General features: G+C 59.5%; 20 protein-coding genes and 4 pseudogenes. 10 read left to right on the top strand and 14 right to left on the bottom strand.

What is annotated here, in order from left to right; genetic code table 11:
* The 4 genes and pseudogenes from FJ934_RS23330 to FJ934_RS23315 form a co-directional block, all read right to left on the bottom strand.
* The coding region (locus FJ934_RS23330; protein WP_140612789.1) for an Ig-like domain-containing protein at positions 1–1,583 on the bottom strand (1,583 nt) is incomplete at its 3' end.
* 1,066 nt (positions 1,584–2,649) lie between these two features.
* Positions 2,650–4,314, bottom strand: a complete 1,665-nt coding sequence (locus FJ934_RS23325; protein WP_140612788.1) for an SEL1-like repeat protein — start codon at positions 4,312–4,314, stop codon at positions 2,650–2,652.
* A gap of 10 nt (positions 4,315–4,324) precedes the next feature.
* Positions 4,325–4,825: pseudogene (locus FJ934_RS23320) on the bottom strand (TCP-1/cpn60 chaperonin family protein); the annotation flags it as partial.
* 35 nt (positions 4,826–4,860) lie between these two features.
* On the bottom strand, positions 4,861–5,199 hold the full coding sequence (locus FJ934_RS23315; protein WP_140612787.1) for a co-chaperone GroES: 339 nt from the start codon (positions 5,197–5,199) through the stop codon (positions 4,861–4,863).
* A gap of 871 nt (positions 5,200–6,070) precedes the next feature.
* On the opposite strand from FJ934_RS23315, the gene FJ934_RS23305 reads away from it, so the two are divergent.
* The 4 genes and pseudogenes from FJ934_RS23305 to FJ934_RS23290 all read left to right on the top strand — a co-directional run bounded on the left by FJ934_RS23305 (position 6,071) and on the right by FJ934_RS23290 (position 9,167).
* Positions 6,071–6,406 carry a hypothetical protein gene (locus tag FJ934_RS23305; RefSeq protein WP_140612786.1) on the top strand — a complete coding sequence of 112 codons (336 nt, stop codon included), beginning with the start codon at positions 6,071–6,073 and terminating at the stop codon, positions 6,404–6,406.
* A gap of 311 nt (positions 6,407–6,717) precedes the next feature.
* On the top strand, positions 6,718–7,668 hold the full coding sequence (locus tag FJ934_RS23300) for a hypothetical protein (RefSeq protein WP_140612785.1): 951 nt from the start codon (positions 6,718–6,720) through the stop codon (positions 7,666–7,668).
* Positions 7,669–8,066: 398 nt separating this feature from the next.
* Positions 8,067–8,405 (top strand): DUF3644 domain-containing protein, encoded by a 339-nt coding sequence (locus FJ934_RS28520; RefSeq protein WP_246671610.1) that lies wholly within the window; start codon positions 8,067–8,069, stop codon positions 8,403–8,405.
* Positions 8,406–8,463: 58 nt separating this feature from the next.
* A pseudogene (locus FJ934_RS23290) lies at positions 8,464–9,167 on the top strand (Crp/Fnr family transcriptional regulator).
* A 55-nt stretch (positions 9,168–9,222) separates the two neighbouring features.
* On the opposite strand, the gene FJ934_RS23285 reads toward FJ934_RS23290, so the two are convergent.
* The 6 genes and pseudogenes from FJ934_RS23285 to FJ934_RS23265 form a co-directional block, all read right to left on the bottom strand.
* Positions 9,223–9,447 (bottom strand): hypothetical protein, encoded by a 225-nt coding sequence (locus FJ934_RS23285; protein ID WP_348642503.1) that lies wholly within the window; start codon positions 9,445–9,447, stop codon positions 9,223–9,225.
* An 82-nt stretch (positions 9,448–9,529) separates the two neighbouring features.
* Positions 9,530–9,664: pseudogene (locus FJ934_RS23280) on the bottom strand (DUF779 domain-containing protein); the annotation flags it as partial.
* Between the two features lie 619 nt (positions 9,665–10,283).
* Positions 10,284–10,421 (bottom strand): annotated as a pseudogene (locus FJ934_RS28515) (IS630 family transposase); the annotation flags it as partial.
* A gap of 71 nt (positions 10,422–10,492) precedes the next feature.
* Positions 10,493–11,128, bottom strand: coding sequence for a Crp/Fnr family transcriptional regulator (locus tag FJ934_RS23275; protein ID WP_246671609.1), 636 nt, complete (start codon positions 11,126–11,128; stop codon positions 10,493–10,495).
* A gap of 213 nt (positions 11,129–11,341) precedes the next feature.
* Positions 11,342–11,623 (bottom strand): hypothetical protein, encoded by a 282-nt coding sequence (locus FJ934_RS23270; RefSeq protein WP_023781606.1) that lies wholly within the window; start codon positions 11,621–11,623, stop codon positions 11,342–11,344.
* Between the two features lie 438 nt (positions 11,624–12,061).
* Entirely contained in the window at positions 12,062–14,362 is a 2,301-nt protein-coding gene (locus FJ934_RS23265; RefSeq protein WP_140612783.1) for a mannose-1-phosphate guanylyltransferase/mannose-6-phosphate isomerase, read from the bottom strand.
* A 586-nt stretch (positions 14,363–14,948) separates the two neighbouring features.
* On the opposite strand from FJ934_RS23265, the gene FJ934_RS23260 reads away from it, so the two are divergent.
* From FJ934_RS23260 to FJ934_RS23250, 3 genes are all read left to right on the top strand, one after another.
* Positions 14,949–15,284, top strand: a complete 336-nt coding sequence (locus tag FJ934_RS23260; protein ID WP_140612782.1) for a hypothetical protein — start codon at positions 14,949–14,951, stop codon at positions 15,282–15,284.
* Between the two features lie 171 nt (positions 15,285–15,455).
* Complete coding sequence (locus FJ934_RS23255; RefSeq protein ID WP_140612781.1) at positions 15,456–17,312, top strand: GNVR domain-containing protein; 1,857 nt, start codon at positions 15,456–15,458, stop codon at positions 17,310–17,312.
* A 332-nt stretch (positions 17,313–17,644) separates the two neighbouring features.
* Positions 17,645–18,268: a sugar transferase gene (locus tag FJ934_RS23250; protein ID WP_140612791.1), complete on the top strand. Its 624-nt coding sequence runs from the start codon at positions 17,645–17,647 to the stop codon at positions 18,266–18,268.
* Between the two features lie 12 nt (positions 18,269–18,280).
* Here the strand turns inward: FJ934_RS23250 and FJ934_RS23245 are convergent, their stop codons facing one another.
* The 3 genes from FJ934_RS23245 to FJ934_RS23235 form a co-directional block, all read right to left on the bottom strand.
* Positions 18,281–18,511 (bottom strand): hypothetical protein, encoded by a 231-nt coding sequence (locus FJ934_RS23245; RefSeq protein WP_140612780.1) that lies wholly within the window; start codon positions 18,509–18,511, stop codon positions 18,281–18,283.
* A 317-nt stretch (positions 18,512–18,828) separates the two neighbouring features.
* Positions 18,829–20,139 (bottom strand): polysaccharide biosynthesis/export family protein, encoded by a 1,311-nt coding sequence (locus tag FJ934_RS23240; protein WP_140612779.1) that lies wholly within the window; start codon positions 20,137–20,139, stop codon positions 18,829–18,831.
* A gap of 14 nt (positions 20,140–20,153) precedes the next feature.
* Positions 20,154–21,026: a glycosyltransferase gene (locus tag FJ934_RS23235; protein WP_140612778.1), complete on the bottom strand. Its 873-nt coding sequence runs from the start codon at positions 21,024–21,026 to the stop codon at positions 20,154–20,156.
* Positions 21,027–21,283: 257 nt separating this feature from the next.
* Between FJ934_RS23235 and FJ934_RS23230 the strand changes: the two genes are divergently transcribed.
* Positions 21,284–22,513 (top strand): glycosyltransferase, encoded by a 1,230-nt coding sequence (locus FJ934_RS23230; RefSeq protein ID WP_140612777.1) that lies wholly within the window; start codon positions 21,284–21,286, stop codon positions 22,511–22,513.
* Here FJ934_RS23230 and FJ934_RS23225 read toward each other — a convergent pair.
* Positions 22,493–23,584 (bottom strand): glycosyltransferase family 1 protein, encoded by a 1,092-nt coding sequence (locus FJ934_RS23225; RefSeq protein WP_348642502.1) that lies wholly within the window; start codon positions 23,582–23,584, stop codon positions 22,493–22,495. The two genes, FJ934_RS23230 and FJ934_RS23225, sit on opposite strands and share 21 nt — an antisense overlap.
* Before the next feature lie 245 nt (positions 23,585–23,829).
* On the opposite strand from FJ934_RS23225, the gene FJ934_RS23220 reads away from it, so the two are divergent.
* Both FJ934_RS23220 and FJ934_RS23215 read left to right on the top strand, forming a co-directional pair.
* Positions 23,830–25,161 carry a glycosyltransferase family 1 protein gene (locus FJ934_RS23220; protein WP_140612775.1) on the top strand — a complete coding sequence of 444 codons (1,332 nt, stop codon included), beginning with the start codon at positions 23,830–23,832 and terminating at the stop codon, positions 25,159–25,161.
* Between the two features lie 88 nt (positions 25,162–25,249).
* A complete protein-coding gene (locus tag FJ934_RS23215; protein WP_140612774.1) occupies positions 25,250–26,554 on the top strand; it encodes an acyltransferase in 1,305 nt (434 codons plus the stop codon).
* The last annotated feature ends 71 nt before the right edge of the window (positions 26,555–26,625 follow it).

Here is a 26,625-nt window from a genome sequence, read left to right as displayed (position 1 = left end):
TGGCCGTTCTCCACCCCCGTGGCAGTGCCGCTGATGGTCAGGTTGGAGGCGGATTCCGCCAGGTTGAGACGATTGTCACCCGCGATCGTGTTGATCGCGATCACCGGCGGCGTCTCGTCCACCGTCAGCGTCTTGCTCGCCTGCGTCGCCGGGTTGCCGGCGAGATCCTGCACGTTCGCCGTCACGGAGTAACTGCCGTCGGCCAGCTGCCCATGCGCCAGGTCCGCAGCCGGTGCGGTGACCGACCAGACGTTATTGCTCACCGTGCCGGTGTAGGTATGCCCGTTCAGCACCACGCTGACGGTCTGGCCGTTCTCCACCCCCGTGGCGGTGCCGCTGATGGTCATATTGGAGGCGGATTCCGCCAGGTTGAGACGATTGTCGCCCGCGATCGTGTTGATTGTGATCGCCGGCGGCGTCTCGTCCACCGTCAGCGAATGTGAATCGGACGCCGCAGTGCTAGATCCAACCTTAACCGTCGCACCAAGAGTGTAGCTGCCGTCGGGCAGCAGGTTATGCGCGAGATCGGCGGCTGGAATGACAGCAGACCATGTACCGTTCGAGGCAACCGTGGCCGTATAGTTATGACCATTTAGGCTGACGATGAGATGTGCGCTGGACGTAAAGTTCGCGACCGTACCGGTAATGGTGACACCGGCAACTGCATCGGCGGAATTGAGCAGCCAAGGGTTTGACTGGCTAGGCTCGATCGGATTGATTTTGACCGTGAACGCAGCTGGGGGATCGACTCCGAGAAAATCGCTTGGCGTGAGCGTCGAGGCCCCAGTGACATTTACTTTCAGATCGGCGATGCCATCCCCGTTGGTATCTGTGTAAACGAACGATCCACCACTACCGTCTGTGGTATACCAGACGGCAAAAGCGCCAGCGGCCCCGAGGTTGGTCGTGTTGGCGGATTGCTGGCCCTTCCAGAAGAATTCCCCCAGCCCCGCACTGGAGGCGGTCTGCCCGCCCTGCGAGCCGACGATCATATTGTCGTTGAGGAGCTTCCTGAAATCGAGTTTGTCGACGCCTGCTTTGAAATTGTTGATCACATCCCACTGCGACCCGGTGCCATTGAAGGAATCAGTCGCGCTGGCGTAACTGAAGACGTTGGCGATCTGACCGTTGAGTGTCGCTTGAAAGACGTTCTTGCCAATACTGCTGTTGATGTCGAGAGAAGCGAGCAGAGAGGTGCTCGACAGGCCCGAGCCAGCCAGGCTTGGGTTGCTGGAAAAAGCGCTCAGAAAAGCGGATGCGCTGTTAGCGCTGAAGGTGACAGCAGGGGAGCCGGCAAGCAGGTTTCCATAGTGGTCGCTCTGTGCGAACGAAAAGTTGTCGAGCGATGTCGCCCACAGTGTGTAGTATTGGCCGGTGCCCGCAGCTTGAAACGTAAGCGTCAGATTGTCTGTCCAGAACGCGTTATCGATCGTCTGAAGTTGCGTCGCATTCGTAGTGGCGAACAGGGCGTATGCGATATCTTGCAGTGCGATAATCTGGCTTCCGCCGATGTTATCACTTGTAAGGGTGTCGAGCACATTAAGGTTGTCGACCGTCGCGCCATTGCTTGTTGTCGAGGCCATGACTTGCTTCCTTTTCAGCGGCGGCAGGACCCTGATGCCTGTCGACTGCCCATTGAGTTCACTCGATCGCCAGCGACCGACCTTCTGGCCGCGTGCGACATGGAATTAATGAAAGCGCGGCCATTGGCGCCGGTGCCGGCCTCGCAGTTCCACAGCCGGAGTTCGCCGCCTTCGCCGACTGCGGCTGTCTCGCGCGCCTCATCGGCGCGCCAGACAGGCGACCATGCATCGGATAAGAAGCCGATGCGCCAAGCGCAGCCAGGCGAACGGCTGAGACATTGTCGCGCCCCTTTATTGCCGCGGTCATCTGGGGCGCGGCCGGCCACTTCGCGCTGGGCACGATCACGCCCATCTCGGGCCGCAATTTTTTCAACGACGTTGGAAGATCAGGAACGACGGGGGCGATGAACAGCAGTTCTTCGGGGTCGCGCACGCATTGTGAAGTCGCCTGCGCGGGGGCGCGACCATTCAAACGGACAAAGCCTGCGGCATTCCTGCACTGGCCTCGCGGTGGCGACTCTCTCCGACCTACTCGCACTTACCCCTGCCCTTCGCCGACACCTCGGCGACCACTCGGTAAGAAAGTTCGGAAAGCGAAAGACAAATGCAGGACACCCCGGAATTACCAACATAGGTAAACCCTTGGCACGCCAAGCCGGTCGCACCTTAGGTACATCCTGACAATTCGTCTTACGAACCCCAAACCCCCAACTACTCGCGCGACCGCCCCTGTTTCAGTCGCACGTCTCTTTACATGTCATATTACTAAAGTCGAAAATTAGGATTTTGTAAAGCATGCGGATTGCACCCACTTTGTTTTTGGTTAAGGGGGAAGGGAACCGCAAACGACCGGCAGGTCGCAAGTACTGCTAGTCGGCGAACATCTGTGCCTGGCGCTCCCGGCGTCCGGCAAGGTCGATCAGGGACTGGCGTCGCGATCGGAACTCCTCCATCCGCGGCCCGATGTAGTCAAGGACTGCCAATGGCTTCGGCACGAAACGTAAAATTCTCCGGTTGTCCTTGTTCGTGGCAGGTGCGTGGGTTGGCGTGCTTGCACATGCAGGTCTCATCCAGAGGCGAACTCAGCGAGTTCGTCGGCCGCCTCACTGATACCGTGTGCGGCCGCGCGCTCGAGCCAAAGGCGAGCGGCAACCGCGTCGCGCTCTCCGGCGAGACCTTTGAGGAGATAACGGCCGAGCATGAGTTGGGCTTGGCCATGTCCACGTCCGGCAGCGGCGGCGTACCATTTCTGCGCTGTCATCTGGTCGACCGGCAAGCCCAGGCCAGCGCTATGCAGCGCTCCAAGCGCAAACATCGCCCCGGCATGACCCTCGTCGGCGGCCTGCTCGAAAAGCTGCATTGCAACTTTAGGCTCACGCCGGCCCCCGCGTCCGTTGAGCAGCATCTCGGCAAGTGCCACTTGCGCGTCGAGCATACCGGCATTGGCTGCGCGGGCAAACCAGACGCGGGCCTGCGATGGATCGGCCGCAACGCCGCGCCCATCCTGGAGGAGGCGGGCATACATGTATTGCCCGTCGGGAACACCTTCGGCCGCGCGCCTTAGCCATTGCGCCGCTTGCCCCTCGTCCTGGCGAACACCGAGTCCGTTGGCGAAGCAGAGCCCAAGATTGAATGCGGCGATCAGATCGCCCGATGAAGCGGCCGCTTCGAACCATCCGGCAACGCTAGCACTGTCATCCGGCTCTCCGGCTCCTGCGAGGACAAGATTGGCAAGATCGATCTGTGCCTCCTGATTGCCGCCATTTGCCGCAGCGCGCAGCCAGCGTGCTCCCTCTTCGACGTCCTGGGCTACGCCGTTTCCCGTCAAATAGAGCGAGGCCAAAGCGCGGGCGGCGGCCTGGTGGCCCGCCTCGGCCGCTCGCCGATACCAGTTTGCGGCTTCTGCAAAATCCGGCCGCTGCGTTTTCGCATAGTGATTGCCCAGGAGATGGGCTGCCTCGATATTGCCGGCCAAGGCGGCACGTCGCATCCACGCCTCTCCGGCAGCGACATCCTGGTCGACGAGTGCACCGTCAATCAGCGCCAATCCCAGCCGGAACTGGGCGGAGGGCAGGCCGTTCTCTGCAGCAGCCTGATAGAGTTGAGCGGCTGCAGCCATGTCTCGTGTCACGCCGAGCCCGTGCTCGGTAAGAACCGCAAGAAGATAGGTTGCGGTCGGCAGCCCAGCGTCGGCTGCGCGCCTTACCTCTTCGGCTATCCTGACCCGGTTTTCGCGTTTGCCGCGGCGCGCCAGCGACAGGGCGAAGCCAAGGCACCCTTCGGCGCAACCCGCAGAAGCCGACTTCTCGTACCAGCGGTGCGCCGCATCGGCATCGCGCATCGATTTGGGGCCGCTGGTAAGGATAAATCCAAGGATCGCCTGTGCCGTAGACGAGCCTGCCTCGGCCCCCTTGGAGGCAAAGTCGAAAGCGGCCGCGAAGTTTGGTTTGCTTGGGCAATCTGGTTTGAACAATTGCTCGGATCCGGCGCTCTGGCCGTCAGCGTCCTCGGCCACCAGTCCGGTCAGATAAAGAGCGGCGAGGAGCGCTTGCGCATCGGCGTTCCCGTGGCTGGCTGCCCGCAGTAGCCACCGGGCGCCTTCTGTACGGCTCGGAGGGACACCCGAGCCTTCGAGATAGCAACGCGCGACCCGGTACTCGGCGTCGACGATCCCCGCCCGCGAGCTCGGTGTCGGCGGTCTTGGCTTCCTCGACGGTGATGACGCCGTCATTGCCGACCTAGTCCATCGCCTTGGCGATCATCTCGCCGACAGAGGCGTCGCCATTGGCCGCGATAGTGCGGACCTGGGCGATCTCGGCTGACGACTTGACCTTCTTGGCTCGCGCCTTGATCTCCTTGACGACGGCAGCAACGGCAACATCGATGCCGCGCTTGAGGTCCATCGGGTTCATCCCGGCGGCAACGAATTTGGCGTCTTCGCGCAGGATCGATGAAGCCAGCACCGTGGCGGTGGTGGTGCCGTCGCCGGCGAGGTCGTTGGTCTTCGAGGCCACTTCGCGCACCATCTGCGCGCCCATGTTCTCGAACTTGTCGACAAGCTCGATCTCCTTGGCGACGGTGACGCCTTCCTTGGTGATGCGCGGCGCGCCATAGGCTTTGGCGATGATGACGTTGCGGCCTTTGGGGCCGAGTGTGACCTTCACCGCGTTGTTGAGGATCTCGACGCCGCTCAGCATGCGATCCCGTGCATCGGTGGAGAATTTGATTTCCTTGGCAGACATTTTCTTATCCAGTTCGGGTTTTGGGAACAGCGAGATCAGGCGGCCTTCTTGACCGCTCCGGCTTTGTCGGTGCTGGCCATCTCGGTCTTGTCGATGATGCCCATGATGTCGGCTTCCTTCATGATCAGGAGGTCTTCGCCGTCGATCTTGACTTCCGTGCCCGACCATTTGCCAAACAGGATGAAGTCGCCCGCCTTGACGTCGAGCGCGATCAGCGCGCCATTTTTGTCGCGCGCACCTGGGCCGACAGCGATGACTTCGCCTTCCTGCGGCTTTTCCTTGGCATTGTCGGGAATGATGATGCCGCCTTTGGATTTGGTGTCGCTTTCGGCGCGCCGGATGATGACGCGGTCGTGGAGTAGCCGGAATTTCATGGGGGGCTCTTTCTGGGGCCGTCATTGATGGCGACCGCACCCGTCCTATAGGCGCTTTGGCACTCGATAGATAGGAATGCAAAAAATTGTTCACGGACCGCGTTCAATAATCCGCAGCTATGACGAGGCGGGCAAGCGCATCCGCTTCGTCGGCCATGATGGCATGTCCCAGATTTCAGTCTCGGTTGCCGCCTACGCGATGTACAAAGATCAAGCTAGGAATCGCGGCAGACGAAGCCGGCTACCTCGGCGCCTTCGATACGCCAAGCGATGCCATCCATGACGTGGCGGAAGCGTTAAAAATCCATTGCGGCGTCGGTTCGCTGGCCCTCATGCCTCCGTTGGAGCTCGCGGATCTGTGACCTGATGCCGGTCAAGCCGTTCTCGGTCTATCGCAAGCTCCCGATGAGGCTCGACCTCACAGCAGCGAGCTTGGGCTAATGAGCGGCCTGATTTCCACTGCCGGACTGTGGGGAGCGGACAAGGTGGTCTCCCTGACTGGATATGCGCCCCATCAGCATGTCCCAAGTCCCATCGAGCCTCACTTCGCTGCTCCAGCGCGGTACCCAGTCTGAAGTTCGGGCCGGTCGCACTCGCAGCGGCTGTTGCGAGGGCCGCCACGACCCGGGACGTGACAGTCGCAAGTCGCAACTTGTAGGAGGGGTCGATCCCAGTGAATGGGACCGTCTGTCGGAGGTCGTGCAGCCAAAGTTGCTGCTGCTGGGTAGGGAGCAAAAGAACCTAGAAGGCTCCCCCCTCGGCACGATAGAGCCTCTGGTCCTCCGTGCCAGGGAAGCCGCCCTGAAGGGCGTTCTGGCGCGATTGTTGGGGCGTATCGGGGCTAGGGTGCCTTTCCGTTTCGGTCCAACAGATGAACCAATGGATCGACACTTTTGGGGGAGATTCAGAAGGTCCACACTCAAGCGTCGATCTCGTAGCTTTTAGTGCTGCGGTAGAGAGGCGCCTCACCGCAATATCACGTGGACAGCTTACGCTCACACCTGAAGACGCCGTCGACGGTGTGCGAAGCCACTATTGGCAGCCGGTGCAAAACACACCTGAAGCCGATAATTTGCTTCGTTTGGCTGCCCTCGCGCGGGTGGAAATCGAACCCACCGAAGAACTTCTTCCCCGGAGAGACGCAGGATTGGCACGCTCGATGGCCAGCGGGCTTGTCATCGCCGACGCCGGTGGAGGGGAGTTGTAACAGATGGCGGGAAAGCAGAGCGGCTCGCCGCCTCGCAAACCAGCATCCCCGTAGCCTTTCGTCTCGCCGGGGTGGGGCCCAGCGACACCGAACGCTCGGCGGCTTTGAACATCGCGATGGCCTCAGTTCCGGACGGAAGTTGGATCAATACCTGTGCAAACCTCGACGAATTGTCCGCGGTCATTACATCCTTGCTAAGACGACACCGGAGCCAGTGGACAGCGCTAGACAGGGCTCTTTCAAGTGACCCTGGGCTCTGGCGCCTAGCTGCAGCGACGAGACACGTCAGCAACTGGATTCGAGCGCTCACCGTGCTCCACGAGCGAAATTTTTCGTTATCGCTTGAGGCAATACGCAAGTCGACTGTTCAACAAATTAGGGCCGGCAAGGTTTCTACTTTTTTCTATGCGGCTGCGGCACATCAGACTGCTGCATTTCTGCGCAAACATCCGGCAGGAGAACAGTTGCTTTCATCAATTGACGTCCAGGAGTGGACGGAGGCTCAGCTTTCGTACGCCCGCGCGGTGTTGGTTCCAGAAACTGTGACGGCCGCTGCCTGGTTTGCAGAAAAAGGACGAGAGGATATTGCAAGACCTCTGTGCGACAGACAAATCACAGATGCCGATCCACTCCGATGGTTGTCTGCAGGGATATCTCACCTATCGCACCTAGTGCGACTTAGCAGTCGAGACGGAGAGGCTATCCGCTATTTACTCAAGGTGCTCGAAGCCTGTGGGTGGCTGCAAGAAGCGGTTGCCAACGCAAATACAGGTGATTTGTCAGGGGCGCTGTTCTCTCTGTCTAACCATCTGCCAGATGGGTGCCTGCCGGCCTCGTTATTGGCGCACCTCAAAACCAGGGTCACGTCTGAGCTTCGTGAGAATTTAATGGCGGATGGTGAAGCGGGACTTAGACCTTTGTCACTCTTAGGTAGCGCCACACTGTTCTTGCCACAGTATGCAATCCTGGCTGATCTTGAATTACCCTCGGACGAACGAATTGCCGCCATGATAAAGGCGCGAGTGCGAAAGGTTGAGGTGGGTCAAGTCGGAACCCACGAGATTCAACTGTGGCTGGGAATAATGAAGCTTAGTGAGAGGACAACCGTGCGCTTAGACAACGAGCAAACGACACGCATGATCCGATTGCTCGAAATCACTCCGACACCTTCTCCGCAGGGCGCAGAAACAACGAAGGCCTTGCTGTCATGGTTGCGCACGCACAACAGTGAAGGCCGCGTCGATAGTATCGCACGTTCGTGACTGCTGCCCCTACGATTGCCTAGACGGCAGGCTCCAGTCGCTGGCCGATGAGGTGACTTGCCGCTTCGACCGGGACCAACTCGGCGCGCCCTCTTGGGTAACTAAAAGCAGGATCTTCAAGCCATGCCAAACCGGAAAAGGGGCCATCATGTTGAACGCTGGGAAGTAGCACTGGTCAAGGCAATGCTCGCGACCAAGAATAATAACGACCAGGACATCCTTGCCTATTTCACCCGGCCGACGCGCTCGATCAATCATCGGCAGATTTCGGAAATCGGTCGGAAGCAAAGCACAAGGCGATCAAGCCAGCCAATTCGGAGCAACTTGCCGAATTCCTAAACTGTTGGCCGGATGTGGACGGTGAGACGGGCCTCAGCCTAAGGGGCGACGAGCTGCTCGTGAAGGCCCGCGAGGCAATGATCGCCGCAGTCCATAACTTCAACTCAGCGGGCCTCCATTTCCGCGCAGAGATCTTCATCACCACAGCCATGGTCGCATGGACCTACCTCTGCCATGCTTGGTTCAAACGCGAAGGGATCGACTATCGCTACAAAATCAACGGCGCACCCAAGGTATTGGCAAGCGGCGCGGAAGCCTATTGGGAACTCGGCAAATGCAACGACCAGCTGCCCGTCGCCAAGGCGGTACGGCAGAATCTCGAGCTATTGCTAGAGATACGGCATGAGATTGAGCATCGTTCGACTGTGCATCACTTGCCGCCAGTCGGTCGCCCATGACACAGTCCGGCCAAATGATCTGGACGCGTTGTGGCGATCAAGCTGAGGAGTAATACGGTTGGCCAGCCTCGATCGCTCGCTGATTGCCGGGCTCTCCATTTTCGAGGGCATGGCCGCCGCCGATCTCGACCGCATGGTCGGGCAGGCAAGATCCGCGCGGATTGCCAAGGATCACCTGATTTTCGAACAGGAGCAGGACGCCCATTCCTTTTTCCTGCTGCTCGACGGGCATGTGCGCGTGGTGAGATCGACGCCGGAGGGTCAAGACGTGACTGTCCGCTATTAAGTCCAGGCGAATTGCTGGGCATCGCCCATGCGCTGGGCCGCGCCACCTATCCGGCAAATGCGATTGCCGCCGTCGATTGCGTGATTCTGGCCTGGCCAAGCCAGCTCTGGCCGACATTCGCGGCCAACTTCCCCAGTTTCACTGCCAACACCTACAAGAGCGTAGGGACAAGGCTGCAGGACGCACACACGCGCGTAGTCGAGATGCCCACCGAACAGGTGGAACAGCGCATAGCGCATGCGTTGCTCAAGCTGGTCAAGCAGTCAGGCAGAAAGACGGAGGAGGGGATCTTGATCGACTTCCCGATCTCACGCCAGGACATAGCCGAGATGACTGGAACGACGCTGCATACGGTGAGCCGGCTGCTCTCGGCCTGGGAAGACCAGGGACTGGTCAAAAGCGGGCGTCAGAAGGTGACGGTGGTCGAACCGCACCGGCTCCTCTTGGTCGCGGAAGGCCGCGTGGAAAAGGGCTAGTCCGGGTCGCCGCCATCTATCGCCGCGAGCAGATCGCAGCGTAGTTCTTCTTCATTCAGGTCGTGCTCCCGAGCTGCATCGGAAACGGTGTGAAACGAGCAATAGGGCAGCCGACACAAAGCATGCCGTGCTGCAACACGATGCGGATCGCCGCCGGCGCCTTCCGCATGAATTCGTCCATCATCGCATCGTCGCCGAATTTGTGTTTCATGCCGCTCGCCCGCGTTTGAAAGCGAACATCTTGCACCTTCCTTCCGGGCTGCTCGTTGCGCTCAAACAAACAGGGAGCAGCCTCCTTGGCTGGGGGGAGGCACATGTCGCCTCAGGGGCCGGCGCTCCGGAAAAACCCGCAGGCCGGCAGATCAGCTGGCTCCTGGCTCAACATTACAAACCATCGACCGCGTCAGGAACCGCTTCTCCCGCCCGTTCTCAAGCGAGAACATTCCGCCGCGACCGGGCACGACGTCGATGATGAGATCGGTGTGTTTCCATGCCGACGTTCCAGCATCGGGGCGTTTAGCCGAGGTGATGTCCAGAGCATCCCAAGAATGGCAATCATCGGCAGGTGCTAGAACAGTCAACCAACGCCGCTGAAGGTTGCCCCTGAGCAGAACCAAGGCGGCAAAGCGCCCGCAAACTGTTCGCCTTCCCCAGGCTGAGGCTCAGTACAGGGGAGGGAACGCGCTGTGTCGAGTCGCCGCAATCGGCATTCCCGACGGTCTCCAACTCGGTCTGAACAGCAAGTCCGCAATGCTCGGTCTGCACTCGAATCCTTCCCGTTCGCGGCGATGGTGGTGGTCGTCCGATAGGCTTAATTGCACTGTAGCTAATATAAGATATACCAATCCTTGCGGGAGGCCCCCCGACCGCGATGGCCGGTGTGGCCCGCATCCCAACACTCCAGACCGCACCGGCCATTCCAGGTCATGTCCAATCAGGGGATGTAGCTCGCGCTAGCAAAGCTGCCCGCATGTGGATTTGACAACGCCGCGATGAGCGAACGGCGCACCGGCGGCATCGGCGCTGCGCCATAGGTTTGGTTGCGGACACCAACATTTGCCCTAGGGCTTTGCTGGCCAGCAGCTAAAGGGAGATGGAAATCACCAAGCCGGCGCCGCGGAAGCACTGCCCGTAGATGGGCGGTCGAACACGCAAGGCTTCGAGCCGGCCCCGGCGCAATGCGCCGGGAAGGGTCAGCCTGCGCCAATGGCCGTGCGGAGCCAAACCGCGCAACCACTTGCCCTTTTGCCCGCCTTGCCGCGGGACGGCAATGCGCACCTCGCTGAGGACGCATCTGGATGCCAAGTTGCTCCTACAGCCAGATGTCAACTGTCGATATAGCTGCATTCGAAACCCGCATATTCCGTCATGCCTCGTAGATCGAGCACGCGAACACGGCCTTGCCGGAATTCGAGAAATTTACGCTCGCGCAGTTCGCGCAGCATCCTGTTGACATGAATCGGAGTGAGGCCGAGGGCGTCCGCGAGATCGTACTGGGTCAAAGGGCATTCATAGCTATCGCGGGTGACGGAGCCTATGTGTTCCAGGCGCGCCCTCAATTCGAGAAACAGATGTGCGGTCCGCGCCAAGGCACTGCGACGTCCAACATTGGTGAGATGTTCTGCGATGACGGCACCCTTGTGCCCAAGAGCCTCGACGATCAGAGAGAAAAGATGGGGGGATTTCATGGCTGCGAGCGTAAATGTCTTGGTCGAGGCTACCAAGACGTTCAGTTCGGTTTGAGCAACAAACGTTTCAAGCGCGCCACCCCCGCTCAACCGGGACAGGACGAGATCGCCTTTCAAGGCAAAATCCAGGATCTGTCGCTGCCCCCCTGCAAGTTCGTGCGACAGACAACCCCAGCCCGACTCGACTATGAATACGCGATCGTTGTCCTCACCCTGGCTGAAAATGACTGTCTCGGGTGGATAACGCTTCGATGTGAACCCCAGCGTCTTCATGAGCGCCGAATCTTCGTCGGCAAGCCTGATATACGATGACCGCTTTTCATTCCCGCCCAAAGACTGTGAAGCGTACAACATCTATAAGCCCGCCCGATGTCTTCCTTTCTATCCCCAACGGATCGAATGTACATTAAATTTGGCGTGATGGGTACCCGTGCGACGTCGCAGCTACCAGCATGCGAAAGCAAGTTGTGCGTCGCAACCCCGCAGCTAGCTTTTATTTCTTGTGAAAGTTTCTTGCATGGAATCGACTATTTCGGCGGCGATGAAGCTGCTGCGATTGTCCACTTGGCCGGCGGCATTCCGCAAGGTCTTTGATGCGTCCTTGAGCAACCCTCTTATCTGTCTTGCCGACAACAATTCCGATGCCTCAAGTTCAAGCAGCACCGATTCACTTACGTGCAACGCGGCAAGGGCAACAGCTCGAGGCCTGGTGGCCAGCAATTTCAAGAGATCACTGCTGGGCCTAGTACGCGATTTCTTTTTTGCCATAGTATGCTTCTCAACTGTCCGGACAAGAAGGGTGTTTGGACTCACATCACCTCGCCTTGAGCGATTTAATCGCGATCCGCGGCGGCAACGAGATTGGAAAAGCTCAATCTGTGCGTCCCTTTAGACATATTGTAAGCATGCTATCCCGGTTTGGAGCGACGACACAGAGGCAGGCGTACCGAATTAGCCGTAGCTTGCCCTTCCACCTTGGGACACCACGATACCGCCGTCGCCGCTGAGACGTCGCATCGGAGAACGGCGACAAGTCTTTTATCAGAGAAACCATGGTCACTTACCCAGCTAACGGGGTCGCCGCTTGCCGTCAGCGGCGGGTCTCGCCACCTTTGATCGGACGGGCGCGTACATCGCTGGCCTGCCACGCCGTCGAATTTTCTTCCGTACCCAGCCGGATGAATAGTGTGGGGCAGACCGTGAGGCTTAGCCCAGAGCCCGCGCGGCGAAGCTCTTGCCCAGGCCCAAAGCCGGCATCGGGAAAGATTCGATCTGCCCTTCGGTCTTGTCCAAATACTGCATCAAGGCCGTCACCAAGTGGTAGAAAATGCTGGCGGGAACCTCCGTTGCCTGTGATCTTCCGCGCTCGTCAATTCTGTCGATCCACAAGCCAAGGGGGGCGGGATCGATATGCCATCGAAAGAGGCGGGCGACACGGGCCTCTATCTCTGGTTTCAAATCAGGCCCGCCTATGCCGTCCAAGGCTATGGCTGCCTTGATAGCCTCGCATTGCGGCCAACTGCGGGAGAGCCGGTCGATGGGCATTCCCTGCCGCGACACAGCCGCGTAAGCCAGACCCGTAGCCCGATTCAATCCGCTGGCGATCGCGGACGAATAGAGCTTCCGTGCATAACTGGCCAAGTCCTTTTGTCCGCTTTTTTGAGCGAAATCGATGAGAAGCGAAGCCCATTCGAAATGGTGGCCGGGTTCGGTCGACAGGCCTTTTTCTCCAGGCAAAGGTAGCCAGTCGACGTCGAAATTTTCCCCTACCGTCCAGCTCTCCTGGTCGAAGAAATGGCATCTGAAGAGATCGACCACGCGAGCCGCCCGGCGCAGATAGGTGCGGTCGCCAGTAACGCCATGCCACGCAAGGAAAGCCTCCAGCATGTGCATGTGCGGGTTCGAAAACCGCATCCCGTTGGAGCCGGAGGTATCCAGGAAGCCGTTCAGACGGTCGTCTTCGAGATGCGCGTCGATGAAATGAAATGTCTCTTGCGCCAGTCGCAAGGCCTCGCGATGGCCGCATCGATGAGCATGGCAAAGTGCCAGGAGTACGCAGGAATGATCGTATGCGTCCTCCGCAGGGTCAGCCACGCTGCCATTGACATTAAGGGTGCGCACCCAGCCGCCACGGGTGGTACGGCCATGTTTGGCAATGAAGTCGATGCCGTGGTCGATCAGCTTGTCGGCTGGTCCCGCCCAGCCGCGTTCCTTGGCCACCGCGAAGGCGTAGATCTGGCGAGCCATGGTGCGCATGCGCTTGGGCTTCCCCAGCGGCCTTGTGTCGAAACCGAGCGCCTCGTGAAAGCCGCCGTTCACATCATCGACCCCTACGGTGGACCAAAGCGGCAGGGTTTCGTTGAAGAGCCAATGTTCGACGCGCTTGCGCCAGGAGCCGTTGATGATGACCCGGTCTCCCGAGGGCGTGTACTTCGTCTCAAGCCGTCCGCTCTTTTCCAACTGCTCGACGACCTTCTTCACGTTCTGACTGTGGCTGACAGGGGCGACGAACACCGCGTCCGGTGTCGCTACTACCGCCACCCCCTTCATGCCGATGACGGTCAGCAGCCTGCCTTGACTTCTAAGGTAGGAGCTGTCGCAGTCCATGGCGACGATGTCGCCCATAACGACATTGCCATTGCCGTCTGTCGGGCTCGCTTCGAGCAGCGATTGCCACGACCCAAGGTCGTTCCAGCGGAAGGAAGCTGTAACCATTGCAATATCGCGTGCATGCTCCATGACGGCATAGTCGATCGAGGTGGAGGGGACGGCCGAGTAGAAGCCCTGGGGGAGACAGATACCCGAGAGGTCCGTGCGTGCAGTCTTGTGGGCCCGTTCTGCAGTTTCCCAGATGTCCGGCTGGAACTCGAGAAATGCCCGACGCATGGTGTCGGCACGAAACAGGAAAATGCCGGCATTCCAGTAGAATCGCCCTGACGATACGTATTTGCGCGCTGTCTCGGCGTTGGGCTTTTCGACGAAGCGCGAAACTGCAGCCACGCGGTCATCAGTTCCTGCAACTTCGATGTAGCCGTATCCAGTTTCCGCATGCGTTGGCTTGATGCCGAACACGATGATGCTCCCTGACTCGGCGGCAGGAACGCCCGACTCGACGGTCTCCCAGAATTGCGCGTCGGTCGATATTTCATGATCGGAGGGAACCACGAGCACAAGTGCATCGCTGCCATGTTCCGAGATTGTCTGCAGGGTGGCTATGGCCACGGCTGCGGCGGTATTGCGACCGACAGGCTCGAAGATCGGTTTACCGCCGTTCAGGCCGAGCGAAGCAATGTCAGAGATAACGCGATCGGCATGTCGTTCGGAAGCGATCAGGTAGATTGGGGTCTGATTGTCGGGCCGCGCCTTGAGCCGCCGGACAGTCTTTGCGAGCATTGAACCGTCGCCCGAAAGGTCGTGGAATTGCTTTGGATTGTCTTCGCGCGAAAGTGGCCACAGGCGCGAGCCCACGCCCCCGCTCATGACAAAACACACCAGCTCGGATGCCATACTCGAGTCCCTTCTCAAGAAATCTCTAACTACTGGCTCCGACCTATGGATCTTGGCGCAACTGCAGGTCGAGAGCATCGGCCATGTCGTGGCGCCCTTTGGACGGAGCAGCGCACCAGAGCCGGATTATAGGCTTCTCCGTCGAGGCTGTCACTGTGGCCCCGGCGAGGAGCTGGCAGCAGCGGCGTGAGGCAGGCAGACTGCGAAAAGCCATGCCGACGTCCTGGACGAAGGCCGCCAAGGAACAGCCCGGCGATTGGGCGCCATCTCGGCGGCGATCAAATGGCTGCCCAAGTCACGTCCACTACCATCCAGCGCGGCGGCGGGCCCGACACCGCCTCGTGATGTAATTGAGTTTGTAAAGGACACCTTCCGCTCCGAAATCGCTCACGAGGGAGGGTATTAGCATGCTGTGGGGCGCCGGCCTCGTCAGGAATTCGGGCAGTCCTGACACCCAGATACGCTCCCCTCATCCAATAGGAGATGCCAATCGGCCGCCGAAAGGATGTCTCGTAGAGGCGAGAGTGTTTTGTATTCTGGCACATGCGTTCCATTCGGGCGCTCACGTTAAGGATTGGGCCGCAAAATGCCGTTTCCCGCATTGAGGTCCCCGTCGCGCGAACATGTCGATGAAAGGCGCCTTGGCCGGCTGGTTCGCCTTCTTCAGGCCACGCAAGTCGAAATCGAGAAGGAGGCGACGCAACTTTATCCGTCGGAAAACGCGATGGCGGACTGCGCCGCGTTTTCTGTGCAGGCGCTCGAGAACGGCGAGACCCTCGAAGTTATCTCCGTGAGGATCGATACGCTCACACATAATATGATGTTGAATCACACACGGCAGGTCTCGCTGCAGCGGCAGCTGTCATTCGTGCGCAGGACTCAAGCAGAGTTGCAGCGCCTTCTTCCCTCCCATAGGACGTAGCCGCATACGCCAATTGGCGGCGTTTACCTTCCGCACCGCCGGGATAGTCTTTTGGGGCAATCTGGGATCGCGGGGCCGCAGCTTTCCACCAGACATCGGCCGGACACCATGTTTCGCCTGCGTCAGGATGGCGTGCGCCGGAGTTTCCCGCACGCCTGCAGGAGAAGTTGAATGGACCGCATGTTGCCTCATCATTGGCCTGCGACAACGAACAAGCAGGGTGCCATCAGCCAGGAGTTTATCGGCCTCGCTGATATAACCGGATTTTTGCGGCGTTACCTCAGAACGATCATTGCCTGCCTTGGCGCCGCCCTCTTGGTGGCCTGGTTCTACAACTCGACCACCGACCCAGTGTTTACCGCCAGTGCGCAGATCCTGATCGAGCCGAAAGTGCCGCAACATCTACAGGAGGGCGGAGAAGTAAACCTGTCATTGGACACCGCGCAGGTGGAAAGCCAGATCGCAGTGATGCAGTCGGAAAAAATCGCGGCGATGGTCATTGAGCAGCTGAAACTCGTCGAAGACCCTAAGTTCAATCGTCCACACGCGCCGATTTTACCGGAGGCATTCAGAAAAATAAAAATGGTCCTGGCTGACGCTTTGGGAGCCCAAAAAAGCGCCAGGCTGACCTCGCTGTGGGAGTATTTCGGCTTGGGCATGCCAGAACCCGCCGCATCACTGAGCGACTATCAAAAATTCCGCCACACAATGTCGAGTTTCCGCGACGGCCTCGATATCCGCAGGGTCGGTGTTTCCTACGCGATAGACATTTCCTTCACCTCCGTTGATCCCGAGGGCGCATCCAACATTGCCAACGCCACGGCCGATGCCTTTGTGCATGAACAGATCGAAACCAAGGCCGACGCGGCACGGGAAGGTGGCGCGTGGCTCGAGAAGCGTCTTCAGCAGCTTCGTGCGCAAATGAACGCGGCCATGGCGAAGGCTCAGGAGTTCCGTTCTCGGCACGACTACAGTGTCGGCAAGGAGGCCAACAATGAAGAGGCCAATGCCACGGACGGCGTCAACGCCGTGCCGACGCTCGAAGAGCTCGAGGTGACCGCCGAAACCTATCAGAAGATGTACGAAAGCTTCCTCCAGGCCTACACCAACTCGGTGAGCCAGCAATCGTATCCGGTGGCCGACGCGAGGGTGATCACGGCCGCGACAGCGCCGCTTTATCCGAGCGCTCCAAGGCCGAAACTAGTCCTTGCCTTCGCCGCGATTGCCGGGCTCATTGTCGGCATCGGGATTTCGTTTGTGAGGCACACGCTCGATTGGACCGTCAGGTCGCCGCGGCACATCAGGGAGAACCTCGGCATCGAGTGCCTCGGAGAGTTGCCTTTGACGAGCAAGCGAATGGAATCCGGCCACATTGACGAGGTCAAGAGACGTCCCTACTCGCGATACAGCCAGTGTCTCAGAAAGGCACGGGCCGAGATCAGCCTTGCGGAAACCAACCATCAGGTCAAATTCCTCGGGTTGACCGCCGTATCCAACGGCAGTCCCAAGAGTTCCGTCATCAGCAATCTCGCCACGCTTTACTCGATGTCCGGTCTAAAGACGCTGGTGATCGACGCCGATGTCCGGCGATCGGTTACCACCATGCGGCTGCTCGGCCGCTCGGTTGTCTACGACAGACTGTGCCAGGACCCGATCCGGCTAAGCATCGTGCGCGCACCAGGCCGGCCGTTCGACCTGCTTCGCAGTTCCGTGGTGGAGGGCACCGACTTGTTGACGCCACGCAACATGGAGGCGTTCCTCTCGGAGGTTACCGCTTTTGGTCTCGCCGATCGCGAACTTGGCGCCTACGACGTTGTCATCGTTGACCTGCCGACACTGGCCTCGGGAGCCGACGAACTGATGGTCGGGTCCGTTCTGGACGGTGTCGTCATCGTTGCGGAATGGGGCAAGACGCATTCCGAAACGCTGCGGGACCTTGTCAGAGCGTTGCAGGCCAGCAGGGCGCATGTGCTTGGAGCCCTTTTGGCGAACGCTCGGGCGATGACATCCAAACACCGCACGACATGAAAAGGGCAGATGCGTCCTCGAAAGCGTGGAAGACGTTCGGGATCATGCCTCGGCATTAAGTTTAGGGTGGGGCGCGCAGCGCTACCTCCTTTGCCTTTCTTGCCGAGCGTCCCCCAGATTGGGAAAGTGTCATAGTCAAACAATTCGAAACAATGATCGTCATGACAAACGCCTTCGAGAAGCAGTCACATCTCGCACCCTCGAGTTGGGGCCAGCCATCCGTTCCGGTGGCAGTCGACAACCGAGCGGTCCTGCATGTTGTTTCGGCTCCCGACCACGACAGTGGCGGGGTGTTGTTGATCGACTTGTCGCCCGCCATCAGGGCAGGCTCTATGAATCCTCCCGTGGGAGGTCTTCTGAAGCGAATCCTGGATTTGATCATAGCGGTCACGGCGCTTGTCATGGCCGCGCCGGTAATGGTTGCTGTTGCCCTGCTCATCAGGATCACGACAGGCGGCCCGGCGGTGTTCCCGCACAGCCGGGTCGGCCTCGGCGGAAGACCGTTCAACTGCTATAAGTTCCGTTCGATGGTCGCCAATTCGGAAGCCGTTCTGACAGCCTGCCTCGAAGCCAATCCCGACATCAGAATGGAGTGGGAGAAGACCCACAAGATCAGGAACGACCCGCGCGTGACGTTCCTCGGGCGAATGCTGCGAAGGTCAAGCCTCGATGAACTCCCCCAGCTCTACAACATTGTCCGTGGCGACATGAGTTGCGTGGGGCCGAGGCCGGTCGTGAAGGAAGAGCTCCAGCTTTACGGCGACCACGTAGCGGACTATCTCCGCGCCAGGCCGGGACTGACCGGTCTTTGGCAGGTGAGCGGAAGAAGCAGCGTGGACTATGCCACGCGCGTGGCGCTGGACAGCCACTATGTTCGGAACTGGTCTGTCTGGTCCGACATCGCGATCCTGTTCAGGACCGTCTTCGCGGTGATGCGCTTCGACAGGACCTCCTAACCCCCTGACGCGTCACTCTGCGGTTTGCCTCCAGCGGACGGACAGAAGCACCCCGATGATGTACGCGCCTGCCAACACGAATGCCAGGATCAGGAATTTGAGGACGCTCACATGGCCCGGAAATCCAAAGCCGTTCCAGGCCAAGCTTCCAATCGCAAGCAGGGCGGTGGCTGCGAGAAGTGCGGAAACCTTGAACCGCAGGCCTATCAGAGCGCCCGCAGCCGCCAGGGCGATTAGTGTCATGAGCACCGACATCTCCAGTGGCAGGACGGATCAACTCACTGCGGCACAAGGTTCCGTCCGGGGCCTGAGGGCCCACGGTGCTCACTGATATGCGGCCTCAAAGAGCAAGGCAAGTGCTGCGAGCATTGCCTAGACGGTCGGCTTGAGTGCCGAGTCTTGCTTCATCTTCCTGATCTTCCTGAATGGCTTCGGCGGCCGTGGTTTCAGGGCACAAGCCAAGCCGATCATATGGAGGCGATCGAGAGCGTCACAGGATCTGATGCGGTGGGGACCGATCAGCCAACTACGTCAGTTGCCCTGGCGGATCGCGGACTTGATCAATTGATGCCCTGAACCGGAACCGTCCCGGCCTGAAGGCTACCGCCTGTAGGTATGCTAGCCAGACCTGCGTCCGGCGCCGGGATCTCGACCTTCACTGTGTCGCCGGGTTCTAATGCTGTCGTCTCCTCGGCGGGAAGTTCGGCGGTGCTGCTATCCGTTGTCCGGACGATCTTGAAGATTGGCTTGGCACTTTCGGAGCGTTGCCTCAGAGCGAGCAGGGCGGGGACTGCAATCTCGGTTTCGTGCAGCAACTGCACCGCGGTATCGGCCTTGCTGGTGACTTCGTTGAGCTGCAGCTGGGTTTCGCGCAAACCTTCAGCGACTTCGCTGGCGTGCCGGTTGCTGATGTTGAGAATCTCGATGTCGGTCTTGCTGATCTCCTGCCTCACGCGCAGCAGCGAGGTCTCGGCAGCGAGCCTGTCCCCTTGCATCTGCGCGACCGTCCCCTCAAGCGATAGCTCGCGTGGTGCAACCGCCAGTCCCTTCTCGACAAGCGTCGAAACACTCGCGAGCTCCTTCTGGACAAGCTCGATCTGCTTGTCGTGGAATGTCAGTTGCTGTCCCAGCGAATCCAGTTCCTTTTCTAGGAAGTCCCTGAGTTCATGGAGTGAACGCAGTTGCGTCGTCAGCGCGTCCTTGCCGATCGCAAAGATTTTGCGCTCCTGGTCCATTGTCGATGCAACGGTTTGGTTGGAAGCCCTGTCGTTCAATTCCGCAGGAAATGAGATCTCCTCGCTGCCGGCCAGTTCGGCTTCAAGGCGCGCCTTGCGGGCAAGAAGGCTGACATTGTTCAGCGCCAGTAAACCCACATCGCCCTGGCCTGAGATGACTTCCCGCCCGAGCCGCGATATGTCGTCCTGGCGTATAGGGAAGCCGCCCGCGATCCCCACCGCCTGCAGCACGGTCAGTCCGGGCCGATAAGGAAACTCCCCGGGCTGCTTGACGTTGCCGACGATGTAAAAAGGTCTGTACTGCACAATTTCTACAGCGACATCGGGCTGGCGGCCGAGCCCCATGTTCCGCATCAAGCGATCGCCGATGGCCCGGGCGAGGTCGCCGGGAGCGGTGCCCTGCGCGCGTATCTGGCCGACAAACGGAAGGAAGAGCGTGCCGTCGGCACCGACGACGAAAGCGTCGTTCAGAGCCGTCCATTCGAAAATCACATCACGTGATGCGCGCCATTCATAAACCTTGAGCCTGACCTTATCTTGGGGTCCGAGCAGATACTCGGCAGCCGCCGAAGGCAAGGCGCCGGCGACCGCCGCGGCCAGTGACGCAGAAGCGATCGTCAAAACCCATTTGCGCATTGTCTTCCCCTTCGTCAGATTTTCAAGATGTACTCAGGTTCGATTCGGCCAATCGCGACGTGCAGGATAGCGAGCAGGTTACCCCTGAGCCTGCCCCTACGGTCGACATACGGCTCGGGCCACAGGCTCTTTGCCAGATTGGCTGCAATATTCCTGAGCATCAGGGGAAGCGCGAAAGAGGCCGGCACGGACCCCTTTTTGATCAGATAGATCGCATTAGCAACCTGGGAGTAGCCGAATCGCTCTCCGCTGACGCGACCTGTCTTGATGCCCAGATGGACTCCCCTGATCGAGGATACGCAGACCACCCGGCCTTTGGATCTCAGTTGGCTGGTGAAGTCGATGTCCTCCTGCCAGCCATACAGGACGAGGCGCTCGTCGAAACGCAAATCACCCACAAGCGAGGAACGGACCGACATGTTACATCCGTATGCACCCACATGGTCGATTGCCGAAGGTCCGGCACTGCGGGTGCCCTCTGCTGCCCGCAGCGCGGCTTCGGCATCTTCCCAGGTGAGGCCAGCGTTGGCGGCCCCGTCCTTGATGACCCTGCCCATCACCACCGCCCATTCGTCATTTGTGATAAAGGCTTGTTCGATCTGCTTCAGGTATTCGGCCGATGGGACGAAATCGTCGTCGAAGAATGTGATGATGTCGAAGCGCGCCAGCGACGGCGCAAGAGCCGTGTTCCGCTGTGCGGTCAGCCCCCTCGGCCCGAAAACACATTTTACAGGAAAGGGGCAACTGGCCGGCAATTCAACATGTGTGGCGTCGGGCGCGGACAATATGACTTCATCGGGAAGTCTTTTCTGGCTACCCAAATAGCCGAGCAGGCGCGCAACCTGCGCGCTGCGGCCTAGGGTTGGGATAATCACTGCCAGTCTCATGCCAGGTCCATGTTTTGGTGTCCGCCGACCCTAGGACGGCGAACACATCTGGACAGCCTGCATAAAAGGGTAAGGACAGCCCCAGGTTACCTCGGAGCATAGGCTTTTGGCGTATTCCGGGCGGACGGTCTCCAACCAAAAGTATTAGGCCGGCCCGCCCCCGCAGCGTCCTGTAACCGATCGGAGGACTTGCAAGAGCCATGGCATGAAAGGGAGACTGCCGGCATTGCGATTGCTGGCTGCGGCAGGGGGGAACCATGCTCCACGAACGTTCTTCCGACCTGGCAATCGCCGCCAAGCTCGCGGTGCCAATCGAGAAACCGCCGACCGCGCCGGGAAGTGTCGACAGATACGCGAGAATAGCGGTGGTTCACGACTGGTGCCCCAACTTCCGGGGAGGGGAGCGGGTTCTTGCGCAAATCTGCAAGCAGTTTCCGAATGCCGAAGTCTTCACGCTTTTCGATTTTCTGCCGGCCGACGTCAAAGAGCAATATTTCCGGGATGTGGAATTCCATACGTCGGCAGCCAACCGGATTCCCATGGTGCGGAAGTTCTACCGATCTCTTTTCTTCTTTTGCCCTTTCCTGATCGAGCAGTTCGACGTGACAGGCTACGATGCGGTGATCTCCTCTTCGGCCGCATTTTCGCGCGGCGTAATCACCAGGCCGGATCAACCGCATTTATGTTACGTGCATAGCCCCGTCCGCTATGCGTGGGATGAGCAGTTCTCCTATCTTCAGCAGGGAAGGTTGGGCTTTGGTCCCAAGGGAATTCTCTATCGATACATGCTGCACCGGCTGAGGACGTGGGATACCAGGACCGCGCATGGTCCGGACCTGATGTTGGCGAACTCGAACTATGTCCGTTCCCGGATCCAGCACATTTACGGGCGCGACGCGCGTGTCGTCTTCCCGCCGATTTGCGTAGGAGAACTGCCGTGTGTGGAGGACAAGGATGACTACTACGTCTCGGCATCCTTCCTAGCCCCATACAAGCGCACCGACCTGGTCATCAGGGCCTTCAACGAAATGCCGTCGCGACGGCTGGTCGTCGTTGGCGAAGGACAGCAATCCGCCAGCTTGCGATCGCTGGCTGGGCCCAACATCTCGTTTTCGGGTTTTCTACCCCGCCAAGAGTATGTAGAGACGCTGGCGCGGGCCAAGGCGATGGTCTTCGCGGGCTGCGAGGACTTCGGCATCGCGTTGGCCGAGGCGCAAGCCTGCGGGACCCCGCTGATCGCCTTCGGCCGCGGCGGCGCGGTTGACATCGTGCGGCGCCTGGGGTCATCGGCCGAGCCGACGGGGGTGCTGTTCAAGGCGCAGACTATCGAGTCTCTCAAGGCGGCGGTCGTGCGCTTCGAAGAAAACAGCCACGCTATCACCCCCCGTGCCTGCACCGCCAATGCAGCGCGCTTTTCCGAAGAGAACTTCGATCGCGCGATTCTGGAATCGATCGGGGCAGTCCAGTCACTTCACGACATCATATGAGTTCGCGCGCACCCTGACGCCCTTGGTTTGTGCGTCGAGGCCGTCGGCGGCCGCCATGGCGTTGAGATAAAGCAACGCCGTCGCCCTCCAGCTGTATGCTGAGGCTCTTGCCCTTCCCTTCGCCACCATCTCCGTTCGCAACGCCTGAGAACGATGAAGTCGCATGAAGCTGTCGAACCATGCCTCCGGATTGTCGGGAGAGGCGTATAGGGCCGCGCTCGCGCAGACCTCAGGCAGGCTTGCGCGGTCGGAAACCACCACGGGGCAGCCGACAGCCATCGCCTCGAGCGCAGGGAGGCCGAAGCCTTCGGTAAGCGATGGGAAGGCCAGGCACAGCGAGTCCTCAAGGAGAGCAGCCAACTCGCCATCGGAAACGCGGCCAAGCCAGTGGATGTTTCGCGCTTGCGTGCGCGCAGAACCTGACCGATAAACGCGTGATTCCGACATGCCGACGATGGCTATCCTGAGCCCGACTGCTCCAAGGCGGTCAGCCATGTTCAGGACGAGGTCTACGTTCTTGTGGGGTGCGGCACTTCCGATCATGACTATGGTGTCCCGGGAGGCCGCCAACCGTGTCGGCGCCGAGTGTTCAGGCTTCCAACGCAAGACATGCTCATGGCCGTTAGGGGCCACGAGGGCCTGGTGAGCCTGGATCACGCCTTGGCGGATGAGTTCACCGAGCGAGAAATCGGAGACAGTCGAAATTCCCCACGCAGTCTTGCCGAGGCAAGGCAACAGCGTTCTGTAAAGGCTTCTGAAGGCGAGGGAATAGCTCTGCGGCGCGTTCCAGACATTTGCGTCATGAATACAAACGATATGTTTGTGGGCAAGCAGCGGCCCGGTATTGCAGAGGCTGAGCAGACCGCCGCCGTCGAGAGCGACGGGAAGTCGCGCTTGCTCCCAAACATGCCCGCGCGCGCCGCCGATCTCGCGGCGTTCGATGGACGTGAGGGGGACGTCCCCGGATCCGGGTGGACAGAGCAGGCGGAGCTGGAGATCGCTAGCAAGTGGTACCCGCTCCTCAATCAACGAGTCCAGCGAACGGACGATTTCACAGGCATAACGTTGCACGCCCGTTGTCGCCTGGGAAAGAAAGCGCCCATTGATCGTCCAACGTCGTGGCATGCCCTTACCCCCGAGACTTTCACTGTGGAGCGGCCATAGGGGCGCAGTCACTACGGCCATTCGGTCACCTGTTGGCGCGGAGCCTCATCCGGCCGGGCGAGGGCGGTGTTGTACCTACCTCGAACGTTGGAGGGCCGTGCGCGACCGAGAATGCTAATCTGACCACAGGTGCGGCCGGACCGGAGAGGGTTATGGGTAATTCCGAATTCGATGCGACGCAGTCGCCGTCATCAAGGCGGTTGAATGGCCACGACAGCGGCACACAGCTGGCGGGAACCCTTGTCGAAGACGCCAAATATCTGATTGGTATACCCGAGCGAAAGTCACGGGACCAAGGGGCGGCGAGGCGACGCTGGACGATAAACGGAGACTTCACGACGCTTCGCCGTAATGGAGTAGCCCGTTATGCTCGCGAAGTGACCATGGCTCTCGACGCTCTCATTTCGGAAGGTCATCCCCTTGGTCGCGACCTGGAAATGGATCTGGTGATCCCACGCCCGCTAACCGAACCCTTGCCCCTCAAGGCCACCGCCGTCCGCATCATTCCGGAATTCAACAGACCACGACTTCCTCAATTTTGGGTTCAGGCGCAGTTGCCCTGGCATGTGCCTGGCGGATTGCTGAGTTTCTGCAACCTCGCTCCCGTCATGCTTAGCCGTCAAATCGCTTGCATCCACGACATGCACACGAGGCTGATGCCGTTGAGCTATGCGAGAGGCTTCCGGTGGGCGCACCGCCTCATCCTCCCAGCGCTCGGCAGGCGGGCTGCTCGTATCACGACGGTCTCGCAGCTGGCGCGAAGTCACCTGATCAAGTTCGGAATAGCACCGGAGGAAAATATCGTCGTCACCTACAACGGCAGCGACCATGCCAGGAGATGGGATGCCAAGAAATCGTCCCTGGCCGTGGATAGGCGTAGGCCATATGTCCTCTGCCTTGGCCGGGGGGACCAAGAATACAAGAACCTGGAGCTTCTCGCCCGGCTGGCCCCGCTCCTCGATGACATGGGTCTGGATCTGTGGATGCCTGGCGACGTCGACGAAGCCACGATCCTGCGATACGTTGCGAAACTGCCCGACAACATCGTCTTGCTTGGCCGCATAGGCGATGACGACTTCAAGAAGGCGCTCGAGGGCGCTTTGTGCTTCCTGTTTCCCTCACGCATCGAGGGTTTCGGGCTCCCGGCGGTCGAGGCGATGGCGTCTGGCTGTCCCGTCATTGCATCGAGCTCGCCGTGCCTCCCGGAAATCTGTGGGGACTCTGCTCTTTATGCCGATCCCGACGATGTCCATGCGTGGGCCGAGAAGGTCCGCCACCTTATGCTCACCCCAGCCTTGCGCGAGTGCCTGGTGACCAAGGGCAACGCCAGGGCAAGCAGTTATTCCTGGCGGTGGATCGCGTGGAAATACCTGGAACTGATGGTCCAGGTTGACGCCGATTTCGGGGAGAGGTCCCGCGGCTGGAGACCGTCCGAAGGAAACGACCTTGCCGATTTCTCGAAACCGGCCGCAAAGCCGCGCTGATTGAAGGCTTCGTGTCTGGCCGGGTGCCAATCCGCGCTCGACGGCCTAACAGAAACGATTGACCCCATATTCCTCAAATGGATTAGCAATGCGCCGTTTGGGTCAATTCTCAGGTCCGCTCGCCTCCGGTAAATTGAGATCGAAGCCGATCGAGGGCAAACAGGCCACCGTAGCGGCTTCATTGGATAGGGCCATGGTCTTCTTAACGCTCGGCACGGTCGGCCTGGCATCGATAACGGCCAGGGTCAACGCTGAGTACTCTCCGGCCGCGGCCCGGTCTGCTCAGGCAAGGAAGTTCTGGCACAATCCTCAGCTTTTGAGGCTCGTATCCGCCTATGCCATCGCCTACATCCACATGGCCGCGGTGGTTGGCGCCGCCCACATTCATCCGGCTGTCTTGGAGATTTTCCGTTTCGGAACGGATCTGTTCGTGGTTCTGGCCGGCTTTCTAACTGCGCATGTGCTCGGGAACAACGGCACGTCCGCAGGTGCTTATTTGCGCACGAGGCTCATTCGCATCGTGCCTTTATACTGGGGCTTCACGGTTCTCGCATTTCTTGTCGAAAACTACGCGATGAATAACCATTCGACGCCCTTGTCAGCACTCTTCATGTCGCTTGCCTTCGTCCCCTACGGTCCCTACCCGATCCTGTATCCGACCTGGACCTTGCTGGTCATCGTCGAGTTCAGCTTGATTATCGCGGCTTTTCAGACTGCCAGCGCCAAAAACGGTGTGTTCTATTCCGCCGCATTTGCGGTACTCCTTGCAGGCGCTGGCAAAATAACGAGATTTGAAAACCCGATTTTCGTATTTTACACCAATCCCATACTGATCGATTTTGCCCTCGGCATCCTCATCTTCACGCTTGTCAGCTCTGGGCCGTTCCTTTTCAAAATGCCGCAGCGCCGCGTCGTTATTCTCGCAGCGGCGGCAGTCACCTTCGGAGCTGTGGCTGCAGTCTTGCGTCCGTTCTTCTGGCCGGCGCTGCCTCGCGTCCTCGCCCTCGGCGTGCCGATGTCGCTTCTGTTGCTGGGGCTTGTTACTCTGGAGCAGCTTGGCATCTACAACGACTCGAAATTTTTGAACTTTCTCGCCAAATGCACCTACTCGATCTATCTGACACACTGGTTCGTGGATCTCATCTCCGAAAAGCTCGTTGTCGAAAGCGGAAATTCGGCACGGCTGGCCACGGTGCTGTTGTTCGTGACCCCCATGGCCGTAACCTGCGTTTCAGTTTTCGTTTATCTTTATGTTGAAGTGCCTATGACTCGATACCTGTCCGATTGGTTCGTCGCACCGGGAATATCACCGTCATCGGCAGCGCCTAGATCGACGACAGGGCATCAAGGTGGCGCGCAGCCCGGATCGGAGCATCGGAGCCGTTTGCCATGAGAAAGGTCCTGGGCTGAACGCCTCATCTTAAACGAAGCCACCGACAGAAGCTGAGGTCGGCTTCTCGCTTC

It is taken from the genome of Mesorhizobium sp. B2-4-12 (genome assembly GCF_006441575.1).
Classification (GTDB): domain Bacteria; phylum Pseudomonadota; class Alphaproteobacteria; order Rhizobiales; family Rhizobiaceae; genus Mesorhizobium.
Note: the sequence above shows the minus strand (reverse complement) of the source record. Positions and strands in the feature narration are given on the sequence as shown.

What these genes read in the sequence shown, in the direction of transcription:
- FJ934_RS23325 (WP_140612788.1), bottom strand. Translation starts at nt 4,314, where the DNA reads ATGACGGCGTCATCACCGTCGAGGAAGCCAAGACCGCCGACACCGAGC.
- FJ934_RS23315 (WP_140612787.1), bottom strand. Translation starts at nt 5,199, where the DNA reads ATGAAATTCCGGCTACTCCACGACCGCGTCATCATCCGGCGCGCCGAA.
- FJ934_RS23305 (WP_140612786.1), top strand. Translation starts at nt 6,071, where the DNA reads ATGAACCAATGGATCGACACTTTTGGGGGAGATTCAGAAGGTCCACAC.
- FJ934_RS23275 (WP_246671609.1), bottom strand. Translation starts at nt 11,128, where the DNA reads ATGAAGACGCTGGGGTTCACATCGAAGCGTTATCCACCCGAGACAGTC.
- FJ934_RS23270 (WP_023781606.1), bottom strand. Translation starts at nt 11,623, where the DNA reads ATGGCAAAAAAGAAATCGCGTACTAGGCCCAGCAGTGATCTCTTGAAA.
- FJ934_RS23265 (WP_140612783.1), bottom strand. Translation starts at nt 14,362, where the DNA reads ATGGCATCCGAGCTGGTGTGTTTTGTCATGAGCGGGGGCGTGGGCTCG.
- FJ934_RS23260 (WP_140612782.1), top strand. Translation starts at nt 14,949, where the DNA reads ATGCCGTTTCCCGCATTGAGGTCCCCGTCGCGCGAACATGTCGATGAA.
- FJ934_RS23255 (WP_140612781.1), top strand. Translation starts at nt 15,456, where the DNA reads ATGGACCGCATGTTGCCTCATCATTGGCCTGCGACAACGAACAAGCAG.
- FJ934_RS23250 (WP_140612791.1), top strand. Translation starts at nt 17,645, where the DNA reads ATGAATCCTCCCGTGGGAGGTCTTCTGAAGCGAATCCTGGATTTGATC.
- FJ934_RS23245 (WP_140612780.1), bottom strand. Translation starts at nt 18,511, where the DNA reads ATGACACTAATCGCCCTGGCGGCTGCGGGCGCTCTGATAGGCCTGCGG.
- FJ934_RS23240 (WP_140612779.1), bottom strand. Translation starts at nt 20,139, where the DNA reads ATGCGCAAATGGGTTTTGACGATCGCTTCTGCGTCACTGGCCGCGGCG.
- FJ934_RS23235 (WP_140612778.1), bottom strand. Translation starts at nt 21,026, where the DNA reads ATGAGACTGGCAGTGATTATCCCAACCCTAGGCCGCAGCGCGCAGGTT.
- FJ934_RS23230 (WP_140612777.1), top strand. Translation starts at nt 21,284, where the DNA reads ATGCTCCACGAACGTTCTTCCGACCTGGCAATCGCCGCCAAGCTCGCG.
- FJ934_RS23220 (WP_140612775.1), top strand. Translation starts at nt 23,830, where the DNA reads ATGGGTAATTCCGAATTCGATGCGACGCAGTCGCCGTCATCAAGGCGG.
- FJ934_RS23215 (WP_140612774.1), top strand. Translation starts at nt 25,250, where the DNA reads ATGCGCCGTTTGGGTCAATTCTCAGGTCCGCTCGCCTCCGGTAAATTG.